Raw genomic sequence first — 22795 nt, forward strand, 5'->3', positions numbered from 1 at the left:
GGATTTGTCAAGATTCAGTTTCAATTTTATTTCGAAAAGCCGAACTCCATCATTTTTTTAGCATCTTTTATTCGTCCTTCATCCGTCGAACTACCCAACGTAATTGAGATGACTCGCTCTCCATTTTGAACCGCCGTTCCTACAAAACAGTACCCAGCTTGATCCGTATAACCCGTTTTCAAGCCATCCATCCCGCTTACCACGCCTTCTTGGAGCGCACCATTCGTCGTATGAATTGTATCGCCTTTTTTCGTCACGTAATCCGTTCGCGATGTCGTATCCAGCACTTCCGGATAGTCCTTCAACAACCGTTTCGTCAAAATCATCAAATCCGCTGCGGTTGACATCGACATGTCGCCATCCTTATCCAAACCGCTCGCACTGCTGAAATGCGTCTTCGCTGACATGCCGAACTCTTTTGCCCGCGCATTCATTTTCTCCGTGAAATGCTCCGCGTCCACTCGCTCAGCCAAAGCCTCCGCCGCATCATTTGCCGACATAATCAGCATCGCCGCAAATAAATCCTCCACCGAATAGTGTTTCGTTCCCGTTTTCGCGTACAGACTCACCGCCTGTGGATCATCCAGACGCCCCAACGGCAACATCTCATCCCAAGAAAGAGATTTTTTATGTATCGCCTCTAAAACTAAATAGGTCGTCATTAATTTCGTTATACTTGCAATCGGAACCGCGCGATTCACATCTTCCGCAAAAAGCGCCTTCTCCTGTTTCGTGTTCACAACAAGCGCGCTACTAGCCTCAATCGATGGCGTCGCACGAATATCTCTTCCTAATAATACAAAAACTAAAATAGCAACAATCGTCAAACAAGCGAGAATTAAAATCAATGTCTGTTTTTTCATAATTTCCCCTCCTGATTACATCTTACCTAAAAATGATAAAATGGAGAGTAAGAAATTAGAAAGAAAAGCTTAAGATTCCGCGCGTAAAATGACAGTTCTGTAAGAAAAGTCCCTATTACGCGCTGCTTCTTGCAAAATATCATACCTTACTAACTCTCGGTAACTGGTAACTTCACCGTAAATGTCGTTTTTCCTTTTCTACTCGTAGCGAAAACCTGTCCACCATGACGCTCGACAATCGACTTCGCAATCGCCAAACCGAGCCCTGTTCCCGTCGTCGTCCGATTTTTATCCACTTTATAAAACCGATCAAACAACTGCGGTAAATCACCAGCCGGAATCTCAGCTCCATAGTTCGAAACCTCGATAATCGCCATACCTGCTTCTTTTTTCGCGCTAATATCGATTTTCTTCCCAGAAGCACCGTACCGAAGCGCATTCGAAAACAGATTCTCAAATAAACGCATAATCTGCATACCATCCCCCATAACTTTCAAGTTCTCAACGGCATACATTTCAACGATCTGAACCTCTTTTTCAGCAGCAGAACGTTCGTACTCTGAAACGAGCTGGCGCAATAATTCCACCATATCGAGCGTATCCTCTTTAATCTGAAACTCCGTGCTCTCAAGACGCGTATAATCAAACAAATCATCAATCAATTTATGCAGTCTTTGCGCTTTTCCATACACCAATTCCGTATAATGACGCAACTCCACCTCATCGCGATACCGGTCCTCATGAATATAACTCAAATAACCCAATATCGAAGTCAGCGGCGTACGTAAATCATGCGACACATTCGTAATCAAGTCGTTTTTTGCCTGTTGCGCCTCCTGCTCCTGCTCAATCAATTCCGCCTGGTGCACCCGCATTTTCTCGATGCTCTCCTCCAACTGCACAATCTCGGGAATCAAACTGTCCTGCTCCATCGGCTGATCTTGAAGTATCGCCTCATTAATCTGTCGCAACTGTTTTCTAAGTAAATTCTGTTTAAAAAGCCAATAGAAAAAAATGAAAAATACGAGCGCTACACCAGTCATACCAAGATATTTTAACATGATAAGCCACGGCGAATTCAGCAATTTATCATAACGACCGTAGCCGAATAAATCAATAAAACTCTTCGTCGTCCCAGTCAACACAACCGAATCCTGCGTCACCGAAACGAGCCACAAACCGATACTCCGCAATGCCACAAAGCTAGCAAACCAAGACAACAACGCAAAAATAACGATTTGTAATGGATGCATTTGCTGCCAAATTCGCCATATGAACTGCTTAAACCTCAATTTTATAACCTACTCCCCAAATGGTTTTGATCACATTTTCTCCGTCCATCGCATCCTTCAACTTATCACGTAAATTGCTGATATGCACCATCACCGTCTTACTCGCACCCAGCGCCTTCTCCTGCCAAATCCGTTCAAAAATCAGCTCAGAACTAAAAACACGACCCGGCTCATTCGCCAGCAAAAATAAAATATCAAATTCCGACGTCGTCAAATGCAAATCCTTCTCATTCACCATCACCGTATGCAACTCCCGATCAATCACGATGGGGCCTAAAATCAACTGATTCAGCGGCGTACTACCCATATTCCCCTGACGCATCAACTGCACCCGTCGCAAAATCGCCTTCACGCGCACCGACAACTCTAGCGGATTAAACGGCTTCACCATATAATCATCCGCTCCAGTCAAGAGTCCCATAATTTTATCATTATCCTCTGCCTTCGCACTCAGCATCAAAATCGGCGTCGTAATCCCCTCTTGACGCATTAATCGACAGACCTCCAGACCATCCATTTTCGGCATCATAATATCCAACACAACCAAATCCAGCTGCTCTTTTTGCACCGTTTCCCAGACCTGCGCGCCGTCATAAGCATAATAAATCGTATAGCCCTCATTCTGAAGATATAATTTCACTAAATCCACAATTTCCTTATCATCATCCGCAATTAAAATCGATGTCATCCTTGCGCCACCTCACTTTTCGTTTCACATACTTGTATTGTAACATAAAGGCCCGCGTTATTTCGTCAAAATTCGTTCCTGCTCCGGCTCCAAATGAATCAACACTTGTGCCTTCGCATAAAAATCATAAATTTCCTTCTCAATCACATCACATAGCGAATGCGCCTGCTCGATCGTCTGATTATTCGCCACAACCAAATGAAAATCAATATATTCCTGCGCACCAGCACGACGCGACCGGAAATCATGAAACTCAATAAAATCCGCCTGATGCGACATAATAATCCGCTTAATCTCCGCTTCCTCACTCGGCGACAAACGCTTATCCATGAGTGGTGGAAACGATTCCTTCAACAACTTCCAAGCCTCATACATAATATAAAACGCCGTCAGAATCGCGATCACCGGATCAAGCCATAACCAGCCCGTCAAATGAACGAGCAACAAACTAAACGCAATCCCAAGCGACGTAAACACATCCGTATACAAATGAAGCGCGTTCGACTTCATCGCCACCGAATTCTCCTTGTCCGCCGCCTTCTTAATCACCCGAGAAACCACAATATTCACCGCTGCCCCAAACAACATCACCGCAATCCCAAGCGCAGGAAACCGAATCTCATGCGGATTGAAAAACTTATTCATCGACTCATAAATAATCCAAATACCCGCCACAAAAATAAGCAGCGTCTCAATCGTCCCAGCGATGTTCTCTGCCTTCCCATGCCCATATGGATGATCATCATCTGCCGGCCGGTTCGAAATCCGAATCGAGAAAAAAGTAATCACCGACGCAAACAAATCCATCGACGAATGCACAGCCTCCGAAATAACCGCGACCGATCCCGTCAAAAACCCCACAATAAATTTCAAAATAACGATAACAAAATTACTTATTACCGATAGAATAGTCAAATTAGAATTGCTCATCACTTACCCCCGTTAACATAAATAACTACCTAAAGTATAGTACCACACCTCATTCGTGTGGGTCTATAGCAACCTTTTTTAGGCGACTCATTTCTATATCGGACACGAAACTTTGTTGGGCGAGCGAAACAATCACACATGTTCTCAAACGTGACCAATAAGAATAATTTAACCGCCTCATACGACATATTATCTTGAATAAGTTGCGCTGTAATTGACTCATAATCCGCTTTATAGTAATCCGATTCCAACAACGATATAAGCACCTTCTGGCATGCAAAGCCAATCTCCGCAGAAGGATTCTGTTCCACATCGACAGCAAGCTCTTTTTGCACATCTAAAAAAAGCGAGCGTATCGTCTCACTTTTTACATCTACATGCTCGGCTATCTTATGCAAATCATACAAATGCCTCGATAGCCCAATGCTATTACATTTCACATAATGATCCATCACAGCAAAAATTTTATCGATGTAGGTTCGCTCTATCGACTGGACTTTCATTGAAAATGGTTTCAACTCAGGAAATACCTCTGCTAAATCGATTCTATCTATAGATTCCAGATATTCAAAAATATAATTAGAAATCCGCTTTTCCACAACAGGATAAGGCACATAATGCGCAAAAGTCTCAATCAGAAGATGTTCCTTTAATGCATGATTGGGCCGCAAATTATCCAAATAAATTTCGTAACAATTAAACCGTCTCCGCGACATAACTCTATCCGGATTAGCTAACTCTAAGCCCAAATCAGCAATTATCGCTATAATACATTCCTTACTCCGCTTCAATTCCGTATTCTTCAACCTCGCCACAAACGTAAGATCAATATCCTCAGAAAACCGATCTATCACATGGTACGCTTTCGATAACGACGTGCCACCTTTAAAAACAATATCTGGCAACCGTTCGCTCAACTCTCTCAATAGCATCGACACATAATAATCTTTCTCTACAATAGCTTCTGATAACGATTTAGCAGCACCCGTCGCAATGATAAGTTGCTCAAACGTCTCTTTGTCCTTGAATAAGTGCATGATATAACCCCGTTTCAATTAATTCTTTCGATGTTTTACTGGGATACTTAGCAATAATTTCAATAATCTCCGCTTCCGATAAAGTGACGTCCTCCAAATAAGCTTTAAGCCGATCTATCATGATTTCTTTCGGTACCTCATTGTAGGAAACCTTATCTGTCAATAAATCAAACACTTGCAGGACTTTATAATTCTCAAACGTAATTGGGACGCGCGCCTTTTTCAACGTTAACGGCGTATTTTTCAACATCACCGTTCTTTTTTTACTCGCATTATTCTCCGTTACAATTTCAAGCACAGCAGGAACTTGTGTCGTTAGCTGCAATTCATTCGCCAATGCAAGCCCCGAAAAATAACCATAACGCTCCGTTTTATCTTGAATATATTTCCTTTCAATCACGACTCGCTCACTAACTTGCGTGTTCTGCTGCAACATTTCGTTCCATTTCGGAAAATAATAAACACCGTCACAAAAACGCGCCATCTCCTTTTTCTCCACTAATCGATTAATATTTCTGCGCAAGCTATCCGGCTTCAATCCGAAATTCTGCTTACTCATATTCGTCGTCACAATCGGTTCATTGTAACCATATTCATCCAACAAAATCTCTCTTATCGCCATCTTCTCCACCTCCGCGCCCTCATTCTTCTTAAGTATACAATATTTAAATAAAAAAATAAAAAATCGAGACAAAAAAACTCAGAAGCCCCCCGCTCCCAAGTTCCCTCACTCCTTCAAAAAATCATAAACCTCCATCATATTCCCCATCCGATAACTCGTCCCCGCAAGTTCCCCGCCCTTAAACACGAGCAACACCGGCACATTCGTAATCGCCCAGCGCTCCGCCAATTCCGGGACATAATTCAAATCCATTTTGCCAATCGTAAGCTCTGGTATCGTTTCATCCGCCAAATCCACCAACTTCATCGCCTGCTGACATCCCAAACACATCGGCGTGAAAAAATATACCGCAAAATCTTCACGAGCATCGAGTCGCGCCATCAATTGCTGTTTATTCCAAATATCTACCAAGTTCAATCCCTCCAAAAGAAGAAAACCCCGTCGCATAATGCAAGCAGGGTCTTCTATGTATCACCATTAGTCTAATGTTTTTTCGTAATCTTCCGCCGAAAGTAATGCTGCAACTTGAGCCGCGTCCGCATCTTCCACTTTCAACAACCAACCCGCATCATATGGCGCTGAGTTAAGTAGTTCTGGCGCATCTTCTAATTCCTCATTCACTGCAACCACTTTACCCGTGATTGGCGCGTAAAAATCAGATACAGTTTTAACAGATTCAATACTTCCAATCGAATCGCCTTGTGTAATCGTGTCGCCCACTTCTGGTAACTCAACGAAAACGATGTCGCCTAGTTGATCTTGCGCAAAATCTGTAATCCCGATAACGAAATTTCCCGCGTCATCTTTCACCCATTCGTGCTCTTCTGAATAACGTAAATCCTTTGGTAAACTCATCTTAATAAATCCCCCTTCAAGTCAGTATTTACTTCCAGTTTTCTACAAATTCGCTTTCCTTGAAGCCAAGTGTCACTTTTTTGCCATCCGTAACGATTGGCCTCTTAATTAGTTTACCATCTGTCGCGAGTAATGTAAACGCTTCATCCTCCGTCATTTGGTCCACTTTATCTTTTAAACCCATTTCGCGATACAAAATGCCACTTGTATTGAAGAAACGGCGAATTCCTAAGTCACTATTTTTAAACCATTTCTGTAATTCCTCTTTTTTCGGTGGTGTTTCAATCATGTCTACTTGATTATAAGCCACATCGTTCTCATCTAGCCACTGTTTTGCTTTCTTGCATGTCGAACATTTCGGATACCAGTAAAAAGTAATCATATTTGTTTTTCCCCTCCCAAAATTGTAGTGCTACCCCTATCATAATAGATTTCGATTACAATAACAAATAGTTCCCTGAAAAAAACATAAAAAAATTACCTTATCCGCATCTTCCAGACAAGGTAATCTATTTTAGTCCGCGAGTTTCTCCTCTTTCACCGTAAACATCGATTTCTGGTAATTGTACCTAATTCCAAGAACCAGACCAATCGCCATCATATTTCCGAGGAGCGCACTTCCTCCGTAACTAATGAACGGTAACGGAATCCCTGTAATTGGTAGCAAGCCGATGTTCATCCCCACATTTTCGAAAACGTGGAACATAATCATCATGACAACGCCTGTACAAATATACGAATAAAACGGAATCCCAATATCAAGTGCCACACGAATAATTTGGTAAATCAACAAGAAATAAATCGCTAGCAAAATACTCGCACCGATGAATCCAAAATCGCCACCAATGACTGTGAAAATAAAATCATTATGGTTTTCCGGAATCGCGATGGCATTATAACCCGCACCATTCCCGCCAATTTGACCAGAGCCAATCGCCGTCATCGCTCGCAGCACTTGATAACCGCCACCTTGAGGATCCGATTCTGGATTAATCCACGTATGAATCCGCTCAAATTGATAGGATTTAAAGCCTAATTTTACGAGCCAGCTCTCATGATAGAGCACTAAGTATAGCAATGTACCGCCGACAGCAACAATCGAGCCATAAATTGGCACAATCAGTTTCCACGTGATGCCAGACACGAGAATCATCCCAGACATAATCGCGATGAAAACAAGACCAGTTCCTAAATCGGGTTGCAACATGATTAAACCAATCGGGATAATTGTGATGATACCCATCTTCACCAGTAATAGGAAATCATATTTCACGTTATGCATCTTATATTTCCGATTATGATCCCAAATCACTTTTGCGAGGGTGATAATCAGGATGACTTTCACGACTTCTGATGGTTGCAGACTTCCTAGAAATGGAATGATAATCCAACTTTTCGCGCCGTTTATTTCTTTTCCGAAGAATAATACGAAAACTAACATTAAAAGACCGATTCCATAAAAATAGTAGGCCCATTTAGTCAGCCGTTCATAATCAAATTGCATAATAACGAAAATAGCAAAGCCACTGACGACAAACCACACGGCTTGTTTCATGACGAAGTTGGCATTGTATTGCTCATTTGTTAACTGTGCGCTGTAAATCGAAATCATACTGATAACGCATAATAACATGAGAGATAACACGATGCCATAATCGATTCTCGCAGACATTTTGTTTTGCGAATTCATTCTTAACGCTCCTTACTGGATGGAATAAGTTATTTCTTCCAAACCTCTGTTACTTTCCATACAGTTCTAAAAATTTATAAATCCATTGCTTTTGGCGCATTGTAACGGACAGATAATACAAGGCCAATCGCCATTAAACTCCCTAACATTGCACTTCCGCCATAACTAACAAATAGCAGCGGAATCCCCGTAATCGGCAACATACCGATCGTCATCCCAATATTTTGTAGCACATGAAAGAAAATCATCGCTACGACGCCTGTACAAATATAGGAATAAAAAGGAATTCCCACATCCAGAGCGACACGAATAATTTGGTAAACTAATAAGAAGTATAACACAATTAAGACGCATGCACCAACAAAGCCGAAGTCCCCACCGATAATTGTAAAAATAAAATCATTATGGTTCTCCGGTATTTCAATCGCCTCATATCCGATGCCGCTTCCTTGTAATTCTCCTGAACCAACCGCCCGCATCGATTTCAAAAGCTGCATCCCCGTATCTAGCGGATCTTTTTCAGGCTCCAGCCAAGACGTAATCCGGTTGAACTGATATTTCTGGAATCCAAGCGACGTCAGGGTACTTGGACTTTTTAGCACGAGTAGAATTAAGGTCGTTCCAATCGCTGCGATCCCGCCAAAAATGGGCAGTAGTAGGCGCCAAGTGATACCTGAGATAAACATCATGCCCACCATGATTGAGATGAGCACGAGCGAAGTTCCCAAGTCCGATTGTAGCATAATTAGCGTAATCGGCGCCAAGGTCATGAGACTGATTTTTATAAAAAGGTGAAAATCGGTTTTTAGCGTGCGAATAGATGTTTTCTTCGTGTGATCCCAGATGAGCTTCGCGAGCGCGACAATCAGGAAACTTTTCATCAGTTCGGAAGGCTGGATGTTGATCGCCTCTGTTCCGACCCAACTCTGCGCGCCTTTTCGCTCGATACCAATGACCGGTGCAAAAACGAGCACCAATAAAAAAAGACCTAATCCGTAGAGATAATACGCCGTTTGTTGTAGTCTGTCATAGTCGAAATATTTCACGATAATTATGATAATAACGGCTCCTGCGACAAGCCAAATAAGCTGCCTAACGAGGAAGTCCGTTGCGTATTGATTGTTCGTTAAACTCGCGATGTAGATTGCTGCGATGCCGGTAAGACACAAGCACATAACCAATAAAATGATGGAATAATCTATTCTGGTGCTATTTTCTCGACTCGTGTTCATGTGCGGCCTCCTGCGTCCTTATTCTGTCTAAATCAACCCCTCTATTATATAAAATTTCAAGCGAGATAGGAAGCTTTTTCATCGAATTCTAATGCATCGAAAAACGGCTCTAGGGAACAAAACAAGGTGCTGTCTTAGTTTCCTAGAACCGGCTTTATAAATCTTTAAATTATCTTTAACTTTATGAATGAAATTTCGTCGAGGCGATTGGCAAAACGCGTAATCCTCGCTCGGTCGGATGGATCTCTGCTTCGATTTTGAAAATATCGCGTAATAGGGGTTTTGTAAAAACTTCTTCGGGTGTTCCTGTTTTTTGGATGGTTCCTTCTTCACAGACAATCACGTGATCGCTGTATCCGGCTGCCTGGTTTAGATCGTGCAGGACGAGAATAATCGACATGTTGAAATCTTGATTGAGTTGCTTCAATAAGTCGAGTAATTCGAGTTGATGCGAAATATCGAGATACGTTGTCGGCTCGTCTAAGAGCAGAATCGGTGTTTTTTGTGCGAGCGCCATCGCAAGCCAAGCGCGTTGCTTTTCGCCTCCTGAAAGCGTGTGTAGTGGTCGATACGCGAGTTCTTCTAGGTTGCAAACGTTCATCGCCCAATCCACGGCAAGCTCATCTTCTTTTTCCATTGTGCCAAGCCATGATTTGTACGGCATCCGGCCATAGCTGACGAGATCGCGAACGACGACATCGATTAGGCCATCTGGTGATTGGGATAGCATCGTCATTTCGCGTGCTAGTTTTTTCGCACTGATGGCGTCGATGTCGGTGCCGTGAAGCATGATTTTGCCTTCGTTTGGTGCTAGGAGGCGCATGATCAGACGCAGAATGGTGGATTTACCCGAACCATTTGGACCGATAATCGTGGTTATTTTGCCTTCTGGGATCGCAAGCTCGAGGTTCTTAATCTCGAAGGAACGCTTGCGAATGAAGGTGACGTTTTGTAGTGTTGTGATGGCGGTCATGATGCAACCCTCCCTCTTTGTAGTAGGAATAGGAAGAACGGTGCGCCGATCATGGCCAGCAGGATGCCGACGGGTAGTTCGATGGAGCCGAACCAGCTGCGCGCGGCCGTGTCTGCGAACCCGACGAGTAGGGCGCCGCCGATTGCTGACATGGGAAGTAAGTAGCGATAGTCATTGCCGATAATGAGTCGGAAAATGTGCGGGACGACGAGTCCGACAAAGCCGATGAGTCCGGCAACGCTGACTGCGACGCCGCTTAGGAATGCCGCCAACATGATGATGAAGAACCGGTGTTTTTCGACGGAATACCCGAGCAGTTTTGCCGCGTCATCGCCTAGTAGCAGGACATTTGACGAGCGAATTGCGAAGATGCTGAGTGCGAATCCGACGAGCATATATGGCAAAATAAGATTGAGATGGTACCAGCTTTTCCCGGATAGCGTACCGGTCATCCAGGAAATGATGCTTTGGACGCGGTTGCTGTAAAGAACCATGATGCCTGATGTCATCGCGCCGATGAAGGCATTGATGGCAACACCGGATAAAATAACGCGAAGTGGTGCTACGCCTTTGTCCCAGGCGACAGCGTAAATAAGTAACGCGGTACCGAATGCGCCGAGAAATGCGCCGAGTGGGACGAACTGGCTCAGGGAAGGCAATACGATGGTGAGGATGATGGCGACGAGTCCACCGCCGGCCGAGACGCCGATAACGCCTGGATCAGCAAGTGGGTTTCGCATTACGCCTTGCAATAAGCAGCCTGCAATCGCGAGTGCTGCTCCGACAAGAAACGCGAGGAACATCCGCGGCAAACGTAGATTCCAAATGAGTTGTGTCGAAAGGTCATCGCCATGCCCCATTAATGTTTGCCAAACCTCAGCATAACTCACTTTCACTGAACCCGTCGTTAAGCCATAAAAGAACACGACAACGAGCAGTAGAATCGTGACGATAAATGTAATGATTCTTCTTTTTTTACGTGGATCATGCATTATTTACTAACCTGATTCAGTTCATTTGCCATGTAATCGAGCGCTTTTGTAATACGGATGCCAGGATTTGTACCGAAAAGATCAGCGGGAAGCACGACGATATGATTGTTTTTCACAGCCGTTGTGGAATTCCACGCGTCGTTTTGCTTCATTTCTTTTTGGAACGCGAGCTCGGTTTCCTTTTCATCGCCACCGTGAATCATCAAGAAAATAACCTCTGGATCTGATTCGACGATTTTTTCGATGTTAAGCGATGCGTATTGTGGGAAATTCTCGACCCCTTTGAAATCCTTTGCAACATTGACGCCGCCTGCTGCCTCGAGAATATCCCCGCTCAGCGAATTCGGCAATGCTGCGTAATTACTGCCCGGCGCGCCGAGTATGAGCAACGCGCGAACTGCCTTTCCTGTTTGTTCTTGCTTTATTTCAGCGACTTTTTGATCGATTTCTTTTTGTAAATTAGTCGCATCTTTTCCTAGTAATTGGCCCAAAATCGCTTCTTGTTTCTTAATGTCTGCGATTGAATTGGCTCCTGTCAAAACGACCTGTGCACCGATGCCTTCGAGCGCCGGAACATCTTTCAAATTCTGTTCGGAACTCGCGATAATGACGTCTGGTGTCAAGGATGCGATTTTCTCCAAGTTTAGATCGTGCGTGTTGCCGACTTCTGTAGCTTTTAGCGCGGCACTTGGCTCCACACCACTAGCATCCATCGTTTGGCGCCCGACAACCGAGCCTCCAAGCGCATAAACAATGCCCATATCAGAATTGGTCAGTGTAATAATACGTTCTGGTTTCTTTGCGAAATTGACGGTTCTGCCCGCCATATCAGTAATCGTTAAAACAGCTGCTTCCTCGGATACCTTTTGTTTGCTGGTTTTTTCACTAGTGTTTCCAGAAGAACCGATTTCCTTAGGTCCGCATGCCGCCATTAAAACGAGAAGTAATGAAAATAGACTTATAATTAGAATTTTTTTCATGCTTTCCTCCTTCTCACGCTCCCTTCTATTGTACTAAAAATCGGGCGTAATGTCTCGCTCTTCTTTTAGTAATACAAATAATGCGGCATCTCCACGCCTTTGTAATATTTCACGTAGCGCTTATGCCTTGTCATACCAATACGTTCCGCGACTTTTTGGGAAGCCAAGTTCGTATCGCGAATCGTACACGTCACCAATTCCGCACTAAGCGTTTCCAGCGCGTATTTCCTACAGCCAAGCGCAGCCTCCGTCGCAAACCCCTGATACCAAAATTTCTGCTTCAGCAAGTAGCCAATCTCAAGCACTTCCTCTTCCTCCACACGCTGCATCGTCAACCCAACTTGCCCGACAAATTCGCCAGTATCTTTCTTAATCACCGCCCACAAACCGAAGCCCCAACGCTCATAATTATCCAACTGTTTCGCAAGCCAACGCTGCACTTCCTCATCCGTAAAAGCGCCCTCATAAGCCGTCATCACACTATCGTCTTGCAATATCTCACATAAATCCGCAAAATCTAACTGATCCAATTCGCGCAAAATAAGTCGTTTCGTTTCTATCATCTAAAAAATCCCTCCCAATGAAAAAAGAGCCTCCGCATCATTGTGCTTGGAAGCTCCCTTCATTATATTACTTACTCGTGAAAATAACAATTGCGTCACGTAAAAATGCCGCCAAACCAGGTTGCTTTTTATCATAATAAGCCGTGAAACGTTCGTCGTCCACATACATCTGGGCAAGTCCTGCGTGCGCCTCTTTGCTGTAGGTGTCCCAGTACGCCGATAACCATTCTTTATGCATCGCCGCAACCGCTTGAGCCTTCTCGCCAGCTGGATCACCCGTTTCAAACGCCACTTGCAAGTCCGCTAAAATAGTCTCCGCAAGCTGATTTATCCGTTCCATCTCAGCCTCGCTCATCCCTTTAAGCTTGGCATTCGACCGATCGATTTTCTCATCGCCATACTTCCCGCGAATTTCCGCGCCGTATTTCTCTTCATTGTCATCTATCATTTTTTGCTTAAAACCTTCGAATTTTTCTTGATCCGTCATTGTCATTCTCCTTTCTGAATACGCGATAGATTTCTCCACATTGCGAATCAGGTCGTCTAATTGTTTTCGTTTATCAAGCAGCTCGACGCGATGTTTTCGAAGTGCTTCCGCCTCGTTAAAATAAGGTTGTTCTAGAATCGCCTTGATTTTTTCCAAGCTCACATTCATTTCTCGGTAAAACATGATTTGCTGCAATCGGTCGACCTCGGTTTGTCCATAAATCCGATAACCCGATGAATTGATTCTCGCCGGCTTCAGAATCCCAATTTCATCATAATACCGCAGCGTCCTCGTGCTAACTCCCGCAAGCTGTCCAAGCTTTTGAACCGTATATTCCATGCGTCTCTCGCCTCCTTGATAACTCTACTTTACACCTTGACGTAACGTGAATGTCAATGACTTTCTCAAAAAAAAAGCTACCGATCAAAAACCCACGCATAAATAATAGATAAAATTTCGCGAGGCACCCCTTTGAAAAGCGCTCCCGTCTGTGTTTTGGCAGGCAATCCCGTTGCATCGATATTTTGCCGTCCAGCAAGCATCAGCGCACGGTACAAATGATAATCACTCGTCACGATGACCGTTTTCCCAAGCTCAAATTCAGCCTTACTGTTCGCTAAGTTTTCCTCAGTACGCATCGATGTATCCTCGACCGCAATCCTTGATGCCGCAACACCATGCGCGACTAAATATGCCTTCATCACGCTTGCCTCTGACGCCGATTCATCCTCGCCCTGACCGCCCGACACAACCACTTTCGCCGTGTCGTGTTTCTCAATAAACGGAATCGCTGCGTCCAATCGTTCCCGCAAAACAGGCATTGGCCGCGCCGGATCATCGATTACTTTTGAACCTAAAATAAGAATTGTATCCGGATTTGGCGCTGGTACCGACCGCGCCCCGCTGTACATAAAGCCAAGCACGACGCCAACATACACAACCCCAATTCCGACTACTCCCAAAATCACTTTTTTCCACAATTTCATGTCTGTTCACTCATTTCTGCTCGATGATATGTTTATGCGAACTTGAAAAAATACGAATAATCACGTACCCAATCATAATACCAGATACATTCAAAAACACATCTCCCGTATCAAAATACCCTACATGTAGCGTATATTGCAACCCTTCCACGATAAAAATCATGATTCCCGCTGAAAACAACGCCATCAGGGGTGATAATTTCTTCATCAAGAAACCAATCGGCACAAAAGCAAGCACGTTTCCAATCGTGATCACCCGCAAGTTCCCAGAAATAAACGTATCCACAAAACCAAACGTATCCGTCGAAAATCCTTGCGCACCAGACGCTTTTCCAAAAAGAAGCCCAATCATAATCCCAAAATAAATCACATACGTCAAAACAAGCAACGTCTTATTAATTTTCCAATTGACCAGCTGTACCGCGCAAAGATAAAGCATCAATGCCGTCACACCAACCGTTATATATCCCATGTGATCCACCGCTTGCATCACATCTCTCAAATAAAATTGCAACCATCCTTGAAACCAAAAATAATACATCATGACCGCCGCGCAAAGGGATAGCACTGGCAGAACCGTCCAAATCGTTAACTTTTTCATTCTATCTCCTCCTCGTCTTTTCTGTAGTTCCTAGCATACCACCCAACAATCAAGGCTTACTAAAAACTTTTTAAAGAAATGTTAAGGTTTTACAGACAGAAAAAGAAGTTTAGGAACAACACTCGCTCCTAAACTCCCTTAAAATCAATAACGATACATTAAACGCCAATAAAAAATCTAACTTTCTCCCAGACTCTGGTTTTCTGCTCCATTTATTTGTACATCTGTTTTTCGTCTTCTAAATATGTTTAAAATCAGACCTAATGCAATCATCTCCAACAATATATGTGTCCCTCCGAAGCTCATGAATGGCGTTGCTACACCAAGTGAAGATGATAAGCCCAGGTTTGTCAGGATGCTTAGTATAAATTGGCTTGCAAAGGTTACTGCCAACCCTATAACCAGCATTTTACCATAATTGAAATGAATCCCTTTTGCGGCACTCCATATCCTACAAATAAAGAATAGAAGCAATACGAGTGCAATAACCGCGGCTAACCAACCAAATGAATAGATGATGTACGTGAATATGAAATCTGTATGTACCTCAGAAATTAAATTTGGGGTTAACTGAAGACTACTTCCAATAAAATGAGATGTGCCTAGGTTTTTTATATACCCAGCATCAATCAATGTACCATTTTGCGATAGCGTCCATAGATTGAAGATTGGCCATATAAATGTAGTAGCTGTAAATGCCACCGTTTGCTTCATACTTGCTCTAGAACTCAACATAATGGCTGTGCAAGCAATAATACAAATGATCGAAGTTGCTATGGCACTTGTTGTTAATAGTAATAAGACAGGGAGTACCAAGATGCCTACTCCAAGCCAAGATTTTCGAGAATCATTCCAATTCCAAGAGTGAAAGATTCCAGCAAAGGATATAACTAGGAGAAAAGGAGTAATCTCGATAAAATTAACATTAGCAAAACCTAAGATTAAAAACGGAATCCCATCCACCCTAACACCAAAAAGAACAGTTATTAATAGAATGAAGACGGTTCCCACGTATAGAGGTTTGGAGAACTTTAATAACTTTCTATAGTCAAACCTAGACAAGCTTAGCATAAGAAGAATTCCTACTAAGTAAAAGAGAAAGCTTTTACTAAATACTTCCATGTCCTGGAGCGCTGCAAAAGTAGAATGAAATTGTAAATAATACATGACGATTAATCCAAACAGGGAGGCTATCATTACTGGAAATATGGTTTTGATATCCATTGGAGCTTTGTGTGTTTTGTTGAGTTGCTTTCCAAGTACATTTACATCCCCCATACGACTCAATGCTTGAGCAATTGCCTCTTTTTCTGAGAGCCCAGCAAGCAAACCTTCCTCTTTAAGCGTTTGAAGATGATCACTTATTTCCAATTTTAAACTAGCATGTACATCTTTATTTCTTATTTTTTTACACAATTCTTTAATATATACTTCAAAATCGTGCTCTAATCGCATACCGTTTTCTCTCCTTTCAACACTTCGTCCACTGCCGTTTTAAAGATGGACCATTCTTCCTTTTTTTCTTTTATAAATTCCTTACCTTTTTCGTTGATATTATAGTATTTTCTCTTTCTCTTCCCTTGACCTTCTTCCCAATAAGAAATAATCAAGCCTTTATCTTCAAGCGTATGCAGAAGGGGATAAATCGTTCCTTCTTTAAGACTAAAAATTCCCTCAGACTTCCTTTCCAACTCTTTAATAATTTCATAGCCATACATTGGTTTTGAATGGAGTAGGCTTAAAATAAGCGTGGTGGTACTACCTTTTAGCAACTCTTTACTAATCTTCATAACAGTCTCCCTCCGATACATATATCACATATGCATAGTAATTCTATGTATATATTATATTATAAATTCATGCGTGTCAATTCTTTGGATATCACTTTTTGATTCTATACCTGCTAGTTAGAATAAGCACAAAAAAATGTTGAGGCAGATTGTTTTCTACCTCAACATTTTTTATAGGACTTAAGAAATTAGCTACTTGCTCTAATATCATTTAGGAAAAACATTCTCCTTTAAAATCAATAACAATCCCAGTTATATAGCACATTCGAGAAATCTTTTCGCTTCAAATCTTCCCGGTTAATAAAGAAGTTGCCAACACCCATATCCCCCCACATAATACCATCAACTGAATCTAGCTGAAATAACAACGTGTCGTGATGCGCCTTCTCATCACCAAGCCGCGGATCTTCTTGCGTGAAAAACGGATAACCGCCAAGCTGACTACCGCTACTATCCAATTCAAACAGCGCGTCCACCTTATCCTCGTCCTCACCAGTCCACGTATCCATCAAATCATAAAACTCACCGCCATACGCCTGCTTAAAATCATAACTATCTTTCAAAGCCACTTGTTTCTGGATTTCCCCTTGTAAACGAAATTCACCATCCACAATTGGATAAAACGCCTCATCCACCGACGCAAAAAAAGTATCCTGTTCCTCTGCTGAATAACTAGCCTCATCCGCTGTTTCAAAATACAAAACTCGGAAGCCATTTTGACACGTCTGATCATCAAAATCAAGCCCAGTCAAATCATCGAAATAATCAATGTAAAACGCTAACAATCCCGTTTTCGGAAAGTCCTCCAAATCAGGCATTTCTGAAAAATTAATCTGCGCCAGCAAACTAAGAGGACCCCCGTCGTTATTACGTGGATATTCCATAGATTTAGGCACATAGCCACGCCCGCCCGCCTTACTATCAGTCAATCCTAACTCCCCATCGCCTTCACAAGACAACAAAATCCGTTCTACTTCCGTCGCAAGAATCCGATCTACAATTTCAGGTGCTACCAATTTTTCAAGTTTTTCTTTTAACATGGAAAAGCCTCCCTTTTTATATAATAACTTCATCATAGCATATTATAAAAAACTTTCAATATAGACTTTAATCGCCACTATAAATGTGCTAAAATAAGCAACAATACCCAAAAGGAGGGAACGAAAATGGAAAGCTTTACTTACTTGTTAGTGGAACATCAAATCATTCACACCGAACGACTCATCTTACGCCCAATAACGCTCGCCGACGCAAAAGACATGTTCGAATACGCCTCTGATGATGAAAATACACGCTTTGTTTTTGATACACATCCATCCATCGAGATAACCCGTCAAAAAATCGCCGAGTATTTCGTCGCGTCTCCAATCGGAAAATACGGGATAGAACTCGCTGAAACTGGCAAATTTATCGGTACCATCGATATTCGCATTGATCCGATGAACCGAAGCGGTTGTCTCGGCTACGTCCTCCATCGCGATTACTGGGGCCATGGGTACATGATCGAAGCTGCGCGCGCTATCCTCGATCTTGCTTTCCAAACACTACAACTAGAACGCGTTTACGCCATGCACGACGTCCGCAACCCCGCCTCCGGAAAAGTCATGCAGCGACTAGGTATGACTTACGAAGGCACACTTCGAAAAAGCCGCTACGTCAAAGAAGAATTCGTAGACGACGCTTATTACGCTATTTTAAAAGAAGAATATAACGCCAAATAAAACTGCTCAGCGACATATGTCGCGGAGCAGTTTTTCCTCCTTATTTAAAGCTATCTCCAACCTCTTTCACCATTTCCGAAACAGACTCTAACCCGCCTCCAGACAAGTACCAATACTCTGGATTTAAGTAAACAATATTGCCATTTTTATAAGCATTCGTCTTTTTCACTAAATCATTCTCAACAACTGATTTCGCGGAAGATTCCCCACCAATCGCTGCACCGCGGTCGATCACATACAAGTAATCTGGATTTTTCTCCGCAATATACTCGGAAGAAATACTTTGACCATGCGTTGACGCTTCAATTTTCGGATCCGCCGGCGTCACACCAAGTACATCATGAATCAATCCAAAGCGCGAACCAGGGCCATACGCACTCATTTTTCCATCGTTCGCCAAAATAATTAATCCCGTTTTACCAGCTGGCACGCTCGCTTTTACATCCGCAACCTGCTTGTCAATCGCATCCAATTGCTTCTTCGCTTCGTCCTCTTTTCCAAACAAACTAGCCACCGTGTTCACATTCGCTTGGAACGACTTCATATAATCCTTCGTGTCCACACCTTGATAAATCGTTGGTGCAATATCGGAAAATTTATCATAAGAATCGGATTGGCGCCCAGAAATAATGTTCAAATCCGGTGCCGCCTCGTTTATTTTCTCAAAATCAGGCTCTTTCAAACCGCCAAGATCCGCGTATTTATCACTCGCAAAAGCATCCAAATACTTCGGCAAAGATTGTTTCGGCAAACCAGTCACATTTTTAGACAAATCGAGTGCCTGCAACGTATCAAGTGTTCCAAAATCAAAAACAACCACTTTTCCAGGGTTTTGCTTCACTTTCGTATCGCCAAGTTCGTGCTTAATCGTTAATTCCTTCGCTGTTTTTTCCGCGTCCGCATTCGTCTTTTCATCCGTCCCACAAGCAACCGCAAACACCGTCAAAAGCATCAACATTGCGACCATTACTAATTTCTTCATCTACTTTAACCACCCTTATTTATCTATTTTTGAAGCTATTATTCCTTGTCATACCAACCGTTTCGCGCCCTCACCTCCTTTATTTAAAATACACGCCAATCCGGTCGTTATTAATCAACGAAATCGGAATATGCATATCAAAAACCTGCGCCAACACGTCTTCCTGAATCATCTCCGCCGTGCTGCCATTCGCCACAACCGCGCCATTCTTCAAAGCCACAATCGAATCCGAATAACACGACGCAAAATTAATATCATGCAAAACCAGCAACACCGTCTTGCCCAGCTCATCCACCAAACGCCGCAACAACTGCATAATTTGCACCGAATGTTTCATATCCAAATTATTCAGTGGCTCATCCAGCAAAATATAATCCGTATTCTGCGCAATAATCATCGCAATATACGCCCGCTGCTGCTGACCACCACTAAGCTCATCCAAATAGCGCGACGCCAAATCCCGCAATTCCATATAATCCAGCGCCATCTCGATAAACGCCTCATCATCCTTTTGCAAGCGTCCTTTCGAATGCGGAAACCGCCCAAAAGCCACCAAATCTCGCACTGTCAAACGCATCGTGACATGATTACTCTGCTTCAAAATCGACAACCGTTTCGCCAAATCATCCGACTTCCAATCACCGAGCGCCACGCCATCCACCAAAACCTCGCCACTATCCGCTTTCATCAACCGCGCAATAATCGACAACAACGTACTTTTTCCAGCACCATTTGCCCCGATAAACGACACGATCTGCTTCTCAGGAATCACCAAATCAACCGCTTGAAGCACATTTTTTGTCCCATATTTTTTTCCTAAGTTCCGCACTTCAATCATAATTTCGCCCCTCTCAAAAGCAAATACAAGAAATACACACCGCCGCACAGGTTAATAATCACACTGATCGGCGTATCGAAATGGAACACCCGCTCCGCCAACAACTGCCCACCAACGAGCGCCACCAGACTTATCAAGCTCGCCCCAACAAGCAACGTCACATGCCGATGCGTTTTCAAAAATTGATACGCCACATTCGCCACAATCAATCCTAAAAACGTAATCGGTCCAACGAGCGCCGTCGCAACCGAGACCAGCACCACGATAATGAGCAGCAACTGTTTCACAATTTTGTTATACGGAACGCCCAAATTCACCGCGTGATCCTTGCCCAGCGCCAGCACATCCAAATACTTCACAAATCGCAACAAATAAAGCATCGCCGCTACGAAAATAAGGATTGCAATCGCCAAAATCGACGTATTCACATTATTAAAACTCGCAAACATCTTATCCTGCACAATCTGGAACTCATTCGGATCAATCAACATCTCCATAAACGATGAAAAACTAGAGAAAAACGTCCCGCACACAATCCCGACCAGCAGCAAGAAATAAATATTCCGTCCATTCCGCTTAAACATCAACCAGTATAAAACAAGTGCAAATCCCATCATCAAAACGACCGATAAAAAGAAATTCCAGCGCCCACTTCCAGCCCGCATCAACGCCTGTGACCCAAAAAGAAACACGAGCGACGTCTGCAATAACATGTATAACGAATCCAGCCCCATAATCGAAGGCGTCAAAATCTTATTCTGCGTAATCGTCTGGAAAACCACCGTCGAAACCGCAATCGCAATCCCCGTAAACACAATCGCAATCAGCTTCGTCGACCGAAGCGCGAGCGCAAACGCCGGACTTCCACCCATGAACAAAAACAAATAACCCGCCATCAAAAACACAACAATACCTGCTAAAATCCAATTTTTACGCATAAGCTTTTCTCCTCATTAGCAGATAAATAAAAATCGCGCTCCCAATAATCCCTACCATCAAACTAATCGAAATTTCGTACGGATAAATAATCACCCGACCAAGCACGTCACAAAACAGCAAGAAAGTCGCGCCAAAAACCGCCGTATCAAACAAAGTTTTCTTAATATTATCCCCGCGATAAATCGACACAATATTCGGTACAATCAAGCCAAGAAAAGGTATCATGCCAACCGTCAGAACCACAGACGCCGTAATAAACGCAACTATCACCAATCCAATCCGCATAATCGCCTTATAAGACAATCCCAAATTCCGCGAAAACGTCTCCCCCATCCCAGCAACCGTGAGCTGATTCGCATACAAATACGCAATCACAATCAGCGGAACCGCAACGTAAAGCAGCTCATATCGCCCTTTTAGCACCATCGAGAAATCCCCTTGAAGCCACGAAGAAATATTTTGAATCAAATCAAACTTATACGCAAAGAACGTCGTAATCGAACTGAGAATCCCGCCGAACATCAACCCAACAAGCGGAATAAAAATCGTATCTTTAAACGGAATTCGCTCCAAAATCTGCATAAATATAAATGTCCCGAGAAGCGCAAACAGAAACGCCACACCCATTTTCACCAAAGGACTCGCCGTTGTAAAAACAAGCAAAGACACCAATATCCCTAATCTCGCAGCATCCATCGTCCCCGCCGTCGTTGGTGAAACAAACTTATTCTGCGTCAAACTCTGCATAATCATCCCACAAATACTAATCCCAGCTCCGGCCAAAATAATACTCACAAGCCTAGGAATCCGACTTATCCAAATAATGTCCCACTGTTCCCGCGTCAATTCAAAAATATGTACAATAGAAATCTTCTGCACGCCAACGAACACCGAAAGCAATGCCAATAATAAAAACACAATAATAAGTATCGCTCTCTTCAAGTAATCACCCGCCTTTTAATTGAGAATGATTTTCATTATCGTTTACAGAACCTATTCTAATAGAAACACTTCTGCTTGTCAAGGACATGTTTTCAAATGCACAAACAAAAAAGCCTCCCATCTAATGAGAAACTTCCAATCCAAAATCTGTGTTTTAACTCTCCGCCCTCAGGGTAAGGAACAACAAAGGAGGTTTTTAAAAATGACCAATTCTAAAAAAAGTCAGACCTCGCAAGCGATTCACACACCGAAAATCAGTGACGCTCTTCCAAAGGACAAAGAGAAAAAGCCATTCGCCGAAAATTTACATGGGAAACCGCACCAACAAGTGCAGGATTCTCACCAACAATTTCACCGAAAAATTCTAAAATAAAATACTAATCTCCAAAGGTTTAGGAACAACCTTTGGAGATTTTTTGTACATATGCTTATTTTGCTTTGACTTTCACGCTTTTTTTCTTCTTTCTCGATCTGTAATAATTAAAGCAAAGCACCATGATAATGCCCGCTGCGACCGAGCCTAGAATCACGATAATAAGCGGCCATTGCACCGTCCAGAATAATAATTTGACATCTACTGTTCCCATGTTCGTCGTTCCAAACACAAAAATCAAAATAGCTATAATAATCCCAACAATCACTTGCCATTGTACCTTCATTGCACTCACTCCTCGTATAATAAGTTTATAGCTTCTTAATTGTTCTTTGAAAATTTCATATAACAGCCTGTCGGCTTGTAAATGGTTTGCTTTGATATTGTGTGATTTCCCAGATTATAATGGAGCTATGGAA

28 protein-coding genes are annotated in these 22795 nt (G+C 42.9%); 2 read left to right on the forward strand and 26 right to left on the reverse strand.

The window, feature by feature from the left end:
* Positions 1-26: 26 nt before the first annotated feature.
* The 21 genes from DUK53_RS11925 to DUK53_RS12025 all read right to left on the reverse strand — a co-directional run bounded on the left by DUK53_RS11925 (position 27) and on the right by DUK53_RS12025 (position 17621).
* A complete protein-coding gene (locus DUK53_RS11925; protein ID WP_036133114.1) occupies positions 27-863 on the reverse strand; it encodes a D-alanyl-D-alanine carboxypeptidase family protein in 837 nt (278 codons plus the stop codon).
* Positions 864-1012: 149 nt separating this feature from the next.
* Positions 1013-2161, reverse strand: coding sequence for a sensor histidine kinase (locus DUK53_RS11930; RefSeq protein ID WP_390176047.1), 1149 nt, complete (start codon positions 2159-2161; stop codon positions 1013-1015).
* Positions 2145-2843 carry a response regulator transcription factor gene (locus tag DUK53_RS11935; protein ID WP_036090821.1) on the reverse strand — a complete coding sequence of 233 codons (699 nt, stop codon included), beginning with the start codon at positions 2841-2843 and terminating at the stop codon, positions 2145-2147. Before DUK53_RS11935 ends, DUK53_RS11930 begins: the two co-directional genes overlap by 17 nt.
* A 57-nt stretch (positions 2844-2900) precedes the next feature.
* Complete coding sequence (locus DUK53_RS11940) at positions 2901-3773, reverse strand: cation diffusion facilitator family transporter (protein WP_036090820.1); 873 nt, start codon at positions 3771-3773, stop codon at positions 2901-2903.
* Between the two features lie 29 nt (positions 3774-3802).
* Positions 3803-4810, reverse strand: a complete 1008-nt coding sequence (locus tag DUK53_RS11945; RefSeq protein WP_052165042.1) for a nucleotidyl transferase AbiEii/AbiGii toxin family protein — start codon at positions 4808-4810, stop codon at positions 3803-3805.
* Positions 4779-5432: a DUF6088 family protein gene (locus DUK53_RS11950; RefSeq protein ID WP_052165043.1), complete on the reverse strand. Its 654-nt coding sequence runs from the start codon at positions 5430-5432 to the stop codon at positions 4779-4781. Before DUK53_RS11950 ends, DUK53_RS11945 begins: the two co-directional genes overlap by 32 nt.
* 105 nt (positions 5433-5537) lie before the next feature.
* On the reverse strand, positions 5538-5843 hold the full coding sequence (locus DUK53_RS11955; RefSeq protein ID WP_052165044.1) for a thioredoxin family protein: 306 nt from the start codon (positions 5841-5843) through the stop codon (positions 5538-5540).
* Between the two features lie 66 nt (positions 5844-5909).
* A complete protein-coding gene (gene gcvH, locus DUK53_RS11960; RefSeq protein ID WP_036090814.1) occupies positions 5910-6287 on the reverse strand; it encodes a glycine cleavage system protein GcvH in 378 nt (125 codons plus the stop codon).
* A gap of 28 nt (positions 6288-6315) precedes the next feature.
* Entirely contained in the window at positions 6316-6669 is a 354-nt protein-coding gene (locus tag DUK53_RS11965; protein ID WP_036090812.1) for an arsenate reductase family protein, read from the reverse strand.
* Positions 6670-6801: 132 nt separating this feature from the next.
* On the reverse strand, positions 6802-7977 hold the full coding sequence (gene rodA, locus DUK53_RS11970; protein ID WP_036090809.1) for a rod shape-determining protein RodA: 1176 nt from the start codon (positions 7975-7977) through the stop codon (positions 6802-6804).
* A 74-nt stretch (positions 7978-8051) separates the two neighbouring features.
* Positions 8052-9209 (reverse strand): FtsW/RodA/SpoVE family cell cycle protein, encoded by a 1158-nt coding sequence (locus DUK53_RS11975; protein WP_036090806.1) that lies wholly within the window; start codon positions 9207-9209, stop codon positions 8052-8054.
* Between the two features lie 181 nt (positions 9210-9390).
* Positions 9391-10182 carry an ABC transporter ATP-binding protein gene (locus tag DUK53_RS11980; RefSeq protein WP_036090803.1) on the reverse strand — a complete coding sequence of 264 codons (792 nt, stop codon included), beginning with the start codon at positions 10180-10182 and terminating at the stop codon, positions 9391-9393.
* Positions 10179-11174 carry a FecCD family ABC transporter permease gene (locus DUK53_RS11985; protein ID WP_036076844.1) on the reverse strand — a complete coding sequence of 332 codons (996 nt, stop codon included), beginning with the start codon at positions 11172-11174 and terminating at the stop codon, positions 10179-10181. Before DUK53_RS11985 ends, DUK53_RS11980 begins: the two co-directional genes overlap by 4 nt.
* Entirely contained in the window at positions 11174-12154 is a 981-nt protein-coding gene (locus DUK53_RS11990; protein WP_036133118.1) for an ABC transporter substrate-binding protein, read from the reverse strand. The genes DUK53_RS11985 and DUK53_RS11990 overlap by 1 nt, the downstream gene beginning before the upstream one ends.
* A 65-nt stretch (positions 12155-12219) precedes the next feature.
* The gene (locus DUK53_RS11995) at positions 12220-12717 is read right to left on the reverse strand and encodes a GNAT family N-acetyltransferase (RefSeq protein WP_036133121.1); all 498 of its coding nucleotides are present in this window, start codon (positions 12715-12717) and stop codon (positions 12220-12222) included.
* A 67-nt stretch (positions 12718-12784) separates the two neighbouring features.
* On the reverse strand, positions 12785-13543 hold the full coding sequence (locus DUK53_RS12000) for a MerR family transcriptional regulator (protein ID WP_036133123.1): 759 nt from the start codon (positions 13541-13543) through the stop codon (positions 12785-12787).
* 77 nt (positions 13544-13620) lie between these two features.
* Positions 13621-14190, reverse strand: a complete 570-nt coding sequence (locus tag DUK53_RS12005) for a YdcF family protein (protein ID WP_036133124.1) — start codon at positions 14188-14190, stop codon at positions 13621-13623.
* 10 nt (positions 14191-14200) lie between these two features.
* On the reverse strand, positions 14201-14791 hold the full coding sequence (locus DUK53_RS12010) for a VanZ family protein (protein ID WP_036133126.1): 591 nt from the start codon (positions 14789-14791) through the stop codon (positions 14201-14203).
* A 177-nt stretch (positions 14792-14968) separates the two neighbouring features.
* Positions 14969-16246, reverse strand: a complete 1278-nt coding sequence (locus DUK53_RS12015) for an FtsW/RodA/SpoVE family cell cycle protein (RefSeq protein WP_036133128.1) — start codon at positions 16244-16246, stop codon at positions 14969-14971.
* Positions 16237-16581, reverse strand: a complete 345-nt coding sequence (locus DUK53_RS12020; RefSeq protein WP_036090783.1) for a PadR family transcriptional regulator — start codon at positions 16579-16581, stop codon at positions 16237-16239. Before DUK53_RS12020 ends, DUK53_RS12015 begins: the two co-directional genes overlap by 10 nt.
* Positions 16582-16817: 236 nt before the next feature.
* The gene (locus DUK53_RS12025) at positions 16818-17621 is read right to left on the reverse strand and encodes a YwqG family protein (RefSeq protein ID WP_036133130.1); all 804 of its coding nucleotides are present in this window, start codon (positions 17619-17621) and stop codon (positions 16818-16820) included.
* Between the two features lie 126 nt (positions 17622-17747).
* On the opposite strand from DUK53_RS12025, the gene DUK53_RS12030 reads away from it, so the two are divergent.
* Positions 17748-18302: a GNAT family N-acetyltransferase gene (locus tag DUK53_RS12030; protein WP_036090777.1), complete on the forward strand. Its 555-nt coding sequence runs from the start codon at positions 17748-17750 to the stop codon at positions 18300-18302.
* A 40-nt stretch (positions 18303-18342) separates the two neighbouring features.
* Here the strand turns inward: DUK53_RS12030 and DUK53_RS12035 are convergent, their stop codons facing one another.
* The 4 genes from DUK53_RS12035 to DUK53_RS12050 all read right to left on the reverse strand — a co-directional run bounded on the left by DUK53_RS12035 (position 18343) and on the right by DUK53_RS12050 (position 22003).
* Positions 18343-19284 (reverse strand): siderophore ABC transporter substrate-binding protein, encoded by a 942-nt coding sequence (locus DUK53_RS12035; RefSeq protein WP_036090774.1) that lies wholly within the window; start codon positions 19282-19284, stop codon positions 18343-18345.
* 79 nt (positions 19285-19363) lie between these two features.
* Entirely contained in the window at positions 19364-20122 is a 759-nt protein-coding gene (locus tag DUK53_RS12040; protein WP_036090772.1) for an iron ABC transporter ATP-binding protein, read from the reverse strand.
* A complete protein-coding gene (locus DUK53_RS12045; RefSeq protein WP_036133132.1) occupies positions 20119-21060 on the reverse strand; it encodes an iron chelate uptake ABC transporter family permease subunit in 942 nt (313 codons plus the stop codon). Before DUK53_RS12045 ends, DUK53_RS12040 begins: the two co-directional genes overlap by 4 nt.
* Positions 21053-22003 carry an ABC transporter permease gene (locus tag DUK53_RS12050; protein WP_036090767.1) on the reverse strand — a complete coding sequence of 317 codons (951 nt, stop codon included), beginning with the start codon at positions 22001-22003 and terminating at the stop codon, positions 21053-21055. Before DUK53_RS12050 ends, DUK53_RS12045 begins: the two co-directional genes overlap by 8 nt.
* Before the next feature lie 202 nt (positions 22004-22205).
* Between DUK53_RS12050 and DUK53_RS17525 the strand changes: the two genes are divergently transcribed.
* A complete protein-coding gene (locus DUK53_RS17525) occupies positions 22206-22376 on the forward strand; it encodes a hypothetical protein (RefSeq protein WP_156110608.1) in 171 nt (56 codons plus the stop codon).
* Positions 22377-22431: 55 nt separating this feature from the next.
* Here the strand turns inward: DUK53_RS17525 and DUK53_RS12055 are convergent, their stop codons facing one another.
* The gene (locus DUK53_RS12055; RefSeq protein ID WP_036133162.1) at positions 22432-22662 is read right to left on the reverse strand and encodes a lipopolysaccharide assembly protein LapA domain-containing protein; all 231 of its coding nucleotides are present in this window, start codon (positions 22660-22662) and stop codon (positions 22432-22434) included.
* Positions 22663-22795: the final 133 nt, after the last annotated feature.

This window comes from Listeria sp. SHR_NRA_18 (genome assembly GCF_003856515.1).
GTDB classification, from domain to species: Bacteria; Bacillota; Bacilli; order Lactobacillales; family Listeriaceae; genus Listeria_A; species Listeria_A newyorkensis.

Coding starts and splice junctions, on each gene's coding strand:
- DUK53_RS11925 (WP_036133114.1), bottom strand. CDS start 863: ATGAAAAAACAGACATTGATTTTAATTCTCGCTTGTTTGACGATTGTT.
- DUK53_RS11935 (WP_036090821.1), bottom strand. CDS start 2,843: ATGACATCGATTTTAATTGCGGATGATGATAAGGAAATTGTGGATTTA.
- DUK53_RS11940 (WP_036090820.1), bottom strand. CDS start 3,773: ATGAGCAATTCTAATTTGACTATTCTATCGGTAATAAGTAATTTTGTT.
- DUK53_RS11945 (WP_052165042.1), bottom strand. CDS start 4,810: ATGCACTTATTCAAGGACAAAGAGACGTTTGAGCAACTTATCATTGCG.
- DUK53_RS11950 (WP_052165043.1), bottom strand. CDS start 5,432: ATGGCGATAAGAGAGATTTTGTTGGATGAATATGGTTACAATGAACCG.
- gcvH (WP_036090814.1), bottom strand. CDS start 6,287: ATGAGTTTACCAAAGGATTTACGTTATTCAGAAGAGCACGAATGGGTG.
- DUK53_RS11965 (WP_036090812.1), bottom strand. CDS start 6,669: ATGATTACTTTTTACTGGTATCCGAAATGTTCGACATGCAAGAAAGCA.
- rodA (WP_036090809.1), bottom strand. CDS start 7,977: ATGAATTCGCAAAACAAAATGTCTGCGAGAATCGATTATGGCATCGTG.
- DUK53_RS11975 (WP_036090806.1), bottom strand. CDS start 9,209: ATGAACACGAGTCGAGAAAATAGCACCAGAATAGATTATTCCATCATT.
- DUK53_RS11980 (WP_036090803.1), bottom strand. CDS start 10,182: ATGACCGCCATCACAACACTACAAAACGTCACCTTCATTCGCAAGCGT.
- DUK53_RS11985 (WP_036076844.1), bottom strand. CDS start 11,174: ATGCATGATCCACGTAAAAAAAGAAGAATCATTACATTTATCGTCACG.
- DUK53_RS11990 (WP_036133118.1), bottom strand. CDS start 12,154: ATGAAAAAAATTCTAATTATAAGTCTATTTTCATTACTTCTCGTTTTA.
- DUK53_RS11995 (WP_036133121.1), bottom strand. CDS start 12,717: ATGATAGAAACGAAACGACTTATTTTGCGCGAATTGGATCAGTTAGAT.
- DUK53_RS12000 (WP_036133123.1), bottom strand. CDS start 13,543: ATGGAATATACGGTTCAAAAGCTTGGACAGCTTGCGGGAGTTAGCACG.
- DUK53_RS12005 (WP_036133124.1), bottom strand. CDS start 14,190: ATGAAATTGTGGAAAAAAGTGATTTTGGGAGTAGTCGGAATTGGGGTT.
- DUK53_RS12010 (WP_036133126.1), bottom strand. CDS start 14,791: ATGAAAAAGTTAACGATTTGGACGGTTCTGCCAGTGCTATCCCTTTGC.
- DUK53_RS12015 (WP_036133128.1), bottom strand. CDS start 16,246: ATGCGATTAGAGCACGATTTTGAAGTATATATTAAAGAATTGTGTAAA.
- DUK53_RS12020 (WP_036090783.1), bottom strand. CDS start 16,581: ATGAAGATTAGTAAAGAGTTGCTAAAAGGTAGTACCACCACGCTTATT.
- DUK53_RS12025 (WP_036133130.1), bottom strand. CDS start 17,621: ATGTTAAAAGAAAAACTTGAAAAATTGGTAGCACCTGAAATTGTAGAT.
- DUK53_RS12030 (WP_036090777.1), top strand. CDS start 17,748: ATGGAAAGCTTTACTTACTTGTTAGTGGAACATCAAATCATTCACACC.
- DUK53_RS12035 (WP_036090774.1), bottom strand. CDS start 19,284: ATGAAGAAATTAGTAATGGTCGCAATGTTGATGCTTTTGACGGTGTTT.
- DUK53_RS12040 (WP_036090772.1), bottom strand. CDS start 20,122: ATGATTGAAGTGCGGAACTTAGGAAAAAAATATGGGACAAAAAATGTG.
- DUK53_RS12045 (WP_036133132.1), bottom strand. CDS start 21,060: ATGCGTAAAAATTGGATTTTAGCAGGTATTGTTGTGTTTTTGATGGCG.
- DUK53_RS17525 (WP_156110608.1), top strand. CDS start 22,206: ATGACCAATTCTAAAAAAAGTCAGACCTCGCAAGCGATTCACACACCG.
- DUK53_RS12055 (WP_036133162.1), bottom strand. CDS start 22,662: ATGAAGGTACAATGGCAAGTGATTGTTGGGATTATTATAGCTATTTTG.